The 5,494-nt window shown below is 34.4% G+C and carries 5 protein-coding genes and 1 pseudogene; 3 read left to right on the top strand and 3 right to left on the bottom strand.

Annotated elements, in window-relative coordinates:
• Nucleotides 1–217 precede the first annotated feature (217 nt).
• Nucleotides 218–2,239, top strand: a complete 2,022-nt coding sequence (locus ACJV2T_RS06205; RefSeq protein WP_419399434.1) for a coiled-coil domain-containing protein — start codon at nt 218–220, stop codon at nt 2,237–2,239.
• 297 nt (nt 2,240–2,536) lie between these two features.
• Here ACJV2T_RS06205 and ACJV2T_RS06200 read toward each other — a convergent pair whose 3' ends face one another.
• Nucleotides 2,537–3,652, bottom strand: coding sequence for a protein kinase domain-containing protein (locus ACJV2T_RS06200; protein WP_419399433.1), 1,116 nt, complete (start codon nt 3,650–3,652; stop codon nt 2,537–2,539).
• Between the two features lie 611 nt (nt 3,653–4,263).
• Here ACJV2T_RS06200 and ACJV2T_RS06195 point away from each other — a divergent pair.
• Both ACJV2T_RS06195 and ACJV2T_RS06190 read left to right on the top strand, forming a co-directional pair.
• Nucleotides 4,264–4,467: a helix-turn-helix transcriptional regulator gene (locus ACJV2T_RS06195; protein WP_004134772.1), complete on the top strand. Its 204-nt coding sequence runs from the start codon at nt 4,264–4,266 to the stop codon at nt 4,465–4,467.
• A complete protein-coding gene (locus ACJV2T_RS06190; RefSeq protein ID WP_415683848.1) occupies nt 4,464–4,865 on the top strand; it encodes a DUF2178 domain-containing protein in 402 nt (133 codons plus the stop codon). The genes ACJV2T_RS06195 and ACJV2T_RS06190 overlap by 4 nt, the downstream gene beginning before the upstream one ends.
• A 246-nt stretch (nt 4,866–5,111) precedes the next feature.
• Here ACJV2T_RS06190 and ACJV2T_RS06185 read toward each other — a convergent pair whose 3' ends face one another.
• Complete coding sequence (locus tag ACJV2T_RS06185; RefSeq protein WP_419399432.1) at nt 5,112–5,372, bottom strand: hypothetical protein; 261 nt, start codon at nt 5,370–5,372, stop codon at nt 5,112–5,114.
• Nucleotides 5,360–5,494 (bottom strand): annotated as a pseudogene (locus ACJV2T_RS06180) (cell filamentation protein Fic); the annotation flags it as partial. The pseudogene ACJV2T_RS06180 and the gene ACJV2T_RS06185, both read right to left, overlap by 13 nt.

Genomic DNA, 5,494 nt, shown 5'->3' with positions numbered 1-5,494 from the left:
GCGTATAATTATGCGACTAACATAATATTATGTATAAAAAGAGCATTTTTTATTAGTAATATTCAAAAATAATACGATTATTATTCATCATGACAAGTTTTATCGGAAATATTCCGAATAAATGGCGTTGAAAATGTATTTATTTCTTTGTTATGCTCAAGAATGACTGCTGACATAAGTTAGACATGAAGGCCGCTACGAGCAAGGAGTAGAAAATATGGTAACGGTCAAGAAAAAATCTGCCGCAGCAATCGCAGGATTTGTTTTGTTCCTGCAAGGCCCAATGCCAGCGTGGGCGCAAGAAGCTGCTGAGGTTGTACAAAATACACAAGTCCAAACAGAGGCGACTGTTAAAGCGTCTACTGAAGAAGCAATTGAAAAAGCTGAAGAGCAAGTTCATCAATTAGAAGCTCAAATTGAAGAGTATAAGAAAAAAGTTACAGAATTTGACGATCTTTTAAATAAAATCTCTGAAACTGAAAAAATAGCTGAAAACGCTGAAAATGATAAAGCGAAAGAACTTTTAGAAGCTGAGAATGCATTGAAAATGGGTTCTGAGGCTGCAAAAGCAAAGGCTGCGGAATTTGAAAAATCCAAAAAAGAAAAAGAGAGCAATCTTACTGGATTAAAAGAAGCATACGAACTTTTAAAAAAGCAATATGATAATGCAAAATTAGCTCTTAACGATTTGCAAAATGACGAAGAAGAAAAAAGTCAAACAAAAGAAAGAGCTGCATCTAGCATAAAGCAGTATGAATCGCAGATTTCAAATCTTCACAAAGAAGTAGATTCTCTTAAGGAATCTATTGCAAGCGATTCTGCTCAAGTTAAAGAGTATGATACAAAAATCGGTGAATTAGAATCTGCGTTAGAAAAAGCTAATCCAGACGATGCCGGTAATATTTATTCTCTAGCGGAGCAGTTTAGAAAAGTCTCTAATGATCAAGTTTCGCTTAGCAGAAAAGTTGAAGAAAATAAGAAATCTGTTGCTGCTAAAGAAGAAACTCTGAAAGAATTAGAGACACTTTTCAAGACAGCGCAGCAAGAATTTGAAAAAGCAGATGAAGAACTTAAAAAGATTAAAGATCAAATTGATGAGTCTAAAAAAGATGTAGCCAAAAAGCTTGAAGCTTCTAATACTAAAGATTCTGAAGCAAAGAAAGCAGAGTCTGAAATAAAGCTTCTTAATAATATTATTGACAACTATAAGTTAGTTGGCAAAGATGATAAGCTAAGCCAAAAAATTAAGTCGTTAAGAAATGGTGTTGAGGGTGCTAAAACATTTAAAAATAATCAGACTGATGCAAGAGCTAATAACAATAAGCAAAAGAAGCAAGTTGAAGATTCTTTAAGAGCCGCAGAAACGAAGCTTGAGGAAGCTAGAGTTAAAGTTGCTACTCTTAAAGCTCAATTGGAACAGGAAAAAGCTCAAAAGAATCAGCAAAATGGTAACAGTTCTGCTGGTAATAATGAGGCAAAAGAATCTGAAAAACAGACTGCTCCTAGTGTTCCAGCACCTTCTGAGTCTAAGAAAGGTAGTGAATCTCAAGAGCATGTTGCTCCAGTTCCTGTACCTCCAGTAGCATCTGCTCCGAAAGCATCTGCTCCAGTTCCTGCACCTCCAGTAGCATCTGCTCCGAAAGTAGCTGCTCCTGCTCCTGCAGTACCTGAAGCTAAGATTCCAGCTCCGTCTGCTAAAGCACCAGCTATGCCATCTGCTCCTGTTGTTCCGTCAGTATCTGTTGCTCCTGCAACCCCTGCGGTTCCAGCAGTTCAAGTTGAAGATAATTCAGCGCCTGCTGTTTCTGAAGCACCTTCGGCTCCTTCAGTGTCTTCAGCACCTGCAGCAAATCCTACGGTTGCAAATACTCAGAAGGCAGTAACTACAGTTGCTGAAGTATCTAAAAAGGTTTCTTCTGCAGCTGCATCTCAGGTGCCAGCTGTTGCAGATCAGTCAGAAAATGCTTCGCAAGCAAACAAGTCAACTGAGTCTCAGGTTTCAGAAGAAAACTCTACGAAGCCTGAAGATAACAAGGGTGATGTTGAAGAAGTTGACGAAAAGATTTCGGATACAGTAAGCGAAAATCCAAAAACTCAAGCTAGTGCTACAAGCGAGAACAAGTCTTCTGGCAATATGCTTAGCACTATAATGTTAGGTGTTTTGGGTGCGTTAACTATTTCTGGAGCTGCTGCTGCCGGCGTTACTGTTATACGTCACCGTCGCCTTCCGAGAGCATAAATTAAAAAACTACTCGGTACGTTGATAATCTAAATTTGCGGCTATTTGTGTCTATGCATAAATAGCCGCATTTTTATATGCTTTGTATGGAATTTATTGGTTTTGCAGTGGTTTATTCTTCATAAGAATAATGTAAAACGTACCCACCTAATCAGCCTTTGGCATCAATACGACACTTTCGACGTGGGTTGAGTGAACGGGTAGTATATTTACACTTTTTTGAGTGCACACTATGGATAGTGAGTGCACCTTTTAACGATAGAAAAAGCTATCGTTAAAAGGTTTAAAATTAGTATCTTACCACTTAAATTTTATATCCGGATCATCATAATTACATGTATAGCTGCACACATTTGTAAGTTTTATTGTATAACACTGTTTTTTCTGTTTATTCATATAATTAACAATTTCTGTTTTATTAATATATTTTCCTGTACTTGGTTGTTTTAATGCAGACCAATAATTTAAGTCAATAAAATTATTAAATTCAAATTTATCTTTCCAGTCAAATGCGCAATTCCATAGTTTATAAAGCCAATCAGAGTAGTCTTTTTTACGGCCTCCTGCATAACATAAATTATCAAGATAATCAATTGATAATATGATTCGTATCAAATCAACAATCAAAACATTCCTTTGATTATCTAACTCTTCATGCTTACGTATTGCTTTATACTTAATAAATTTCTTTATAGGATATGAAGATAATATTTTACAAGTATTATCAACAATAAACTTAAAATCACGTTCAATGCCGTAATCGTGAGTAGTTTCCACCCACTTCGATGTACCATAATCAATTAGTTCTATTTTTGTAGGTACTAAGTAATTAGCACCGCACGAACAATAGTTCAAAAAATCATTTTTATAATTAATGCTGTTCTGTTTCAAAAAGATTACATTGCCAACATTAATATCTCCATGCGTAATCTCGCCAGAATCGTTATCGACCAAATTATAACAATAGTACAAAAAACCTAAAGCAGCATTTATTTCAATTGGTTTTATTAATCTTTTTTCTAGTGATTTTATTTTCTGTAGCCATTCTTCTAGCGTAATGCCATCTAAATAATTCATAATGCAATACAGATATTTAAAACAGTCTACGCTGACAGTTCCAGCATCAAATACAGCATGATTATATTTTGTCAAATTTATTTTTGCATTCTTTTTAATCTCTTTTAAATGCTTATCCTTATAAGATTTTTCATTATTTTTAAAAATTTTATAAACTTTAATAACAACAGACTGCTCTGTAACTTTATGCTTAGCTTTGAACACCGTAGCATTACATCCACTACCAAGTATCTCAAATTCTTTATAATGACTAAATTCTTTGCTATTTTTTACTTGATTAAGTGAAATGCTTATTTTATCACTTTTGCATTTAGGCAAAATATTATATAAACACATGATTAACCCCTTGGAAATCTTGATGTTATTCAAACACTACACTAGAAAAACGTTTTATGGAAATTTTAGAAAAACAAATCAGAACACCACAAAAGAAAGTACTTAAAATTCGCTTTGTACCAAAACCTGCTTTATCAGTACATCATTAGATATAGTATTAGCACTCGTCGTTATCATACTGATCCACTATAACGCAAAATTAAAAAAGTAAATTATGACTTTAGAATACGTAAACCTCTCAAAAGCAGCTAAAAATACAGGCAATCCTGAAAAATTTGTAGATTAACTTATTAGCACTGAAAAAATGAGGGACATAAAGAAATATTACCATGCGCATTTTCTGCATTAGTAGTATGTATTCTTGGATATATTTGCATCTAAAAATTGATTCAATTGTTCATCTGTAATCTTATTTGAGGAAGCACAATCTAAAAGATCTCCAGTGGCGTTAATCCGAAACCTGGAATAAAAATCTCTGCAAAGCGGATCATAATTCACCCCATCTTTGTTAAATACAATATTAGATCCAATGGAAAGCTAACTTGACATTTACTTTCGAAACGATTATCTTATATGTAAAGCTAGCTTTCCATTATGAAGGAGAATGTAATCTGAAAAATAGACTTGAACAAATTAGAAAAGAAAAAGGCATAACCCAAGAAGAACTTGCAGACGCACTTGAAGTATCAAGACAGACAGTCGGCTCTTTGGAAAATGGAAGATATAACCCGTCAATCATATTGGCATACAAAATTGCCAAGTATTTTGATTTAACAATCGAAGAAATATTTATTTACGAGGAAGATAAAAAATGAAAAAACAGAAAACCCAAAATTTTTGGTACATAGGATATGTAATAGGAATTTTCGGACTAATTCTTGTACTGACTCTTAAACTGAACGAATCCGTAGAAATTGTACTGTCAGTTGTTTTTGTTGCAACTATCTCACTTTCACACGTAAAAATCATGCACTATAAGATGATGGAAAAAGACCACAACTACAAAATAAATGTGAACGATGAAAGAAACGAGAAAATCAAAGATAAAGTAAATGCAACAATGGCATTCATACTAATGCACCTAATGGGAATAATTGCCATAATTGCATTTATCACAAAAGCATATTTACCAGCTGCTCTTCTAGCTATTTCGATCGCATTTTCTCCATTAATCATGTTTTTTATCAACAAATATTATGAGAAAAAATATTAAAATCAGACCTAACCTGCCCATTTACTACTTATCACGCAACTTACCAACTTGCGTAAATTACTTATCCCCAATACGAAACTTTTTTATCTCAAAGTTGCATCAGGCAAAGCGAATGAAAATGACCTTTACACTTGGATTAAAAACCACCAAGCCTAATACTCCAACATTCCAAAGAATTTTTAGAATATGCCAAACTCTATTTCATGCGACTAGTCACAGTGGCGGACATAAAACACCACAACAGTATTACTTCACTACAGCTTTCCCATTCAAACAATGCACAGCATAGTGAGCACATCCATCTGTTTTGTACCCAAAATCTGCTTTATGCTTATCACAAACTTCAGCCACACCATTCTCACAAACTACTTCAAGACATGCACCCTTGGTAATTTCTCCTTCTAAAACACTCGTATCATTTAACGTATACACCGTGCAAGAAGCAGAAGCCTTAACATTATTCGCCACAGCAGAACCAATATCATCGCGCACGTTTAATGTCTCCAACAATATTCCCTCATAAACGAAGCAATCACCTGCAAATCTTCACCCTCATAATATTCAACAAGCAACTTCTTAAACTCAGGAACCTTATTTTCTGGAATAACCAACAAGCCCCTGCCATGAGA

This window comes from Gardnerella phocaeensis (assembly GCF_048545075.1).
Lineage (GTDB): Bacteria > Actinomycetota > Actinomycetes > Actinomycetales > Bifidobacteriaceae > Bifidobacterium > Bifidobacterium vaginale_J.
The sequence above is the reverse complement of the archived record's forward strand: the minus strand, read 5'-3'. Positions and strand labels throughout refer to the sequence as shown.

Bases quoted from the DNA above. Each gene is read 5' to 3' on its own strand.
- ACJV2T_RS06205 (WP_419399434.1), top strand. From the start codon at position 218: ATGGTAACGGTCAAGAAAAAATCTGCCGCAGCAATCGCAGGATTTGTT.
- ACJV2T_RS06200 (WP_419399433.1), bottom strand. From the start codon at position 3,652: ATGTGTTTATATAATATTTTGCCTAAATGCAAAAGTGATAAAATAAGC.
- ACJV2T_RS06190 (WP_415683848.1), top strand. From the start codon at position 4,464: ATGAAAAAACAGAAAACCCAAAATTTTTGGTACATAGGATATGTAATA.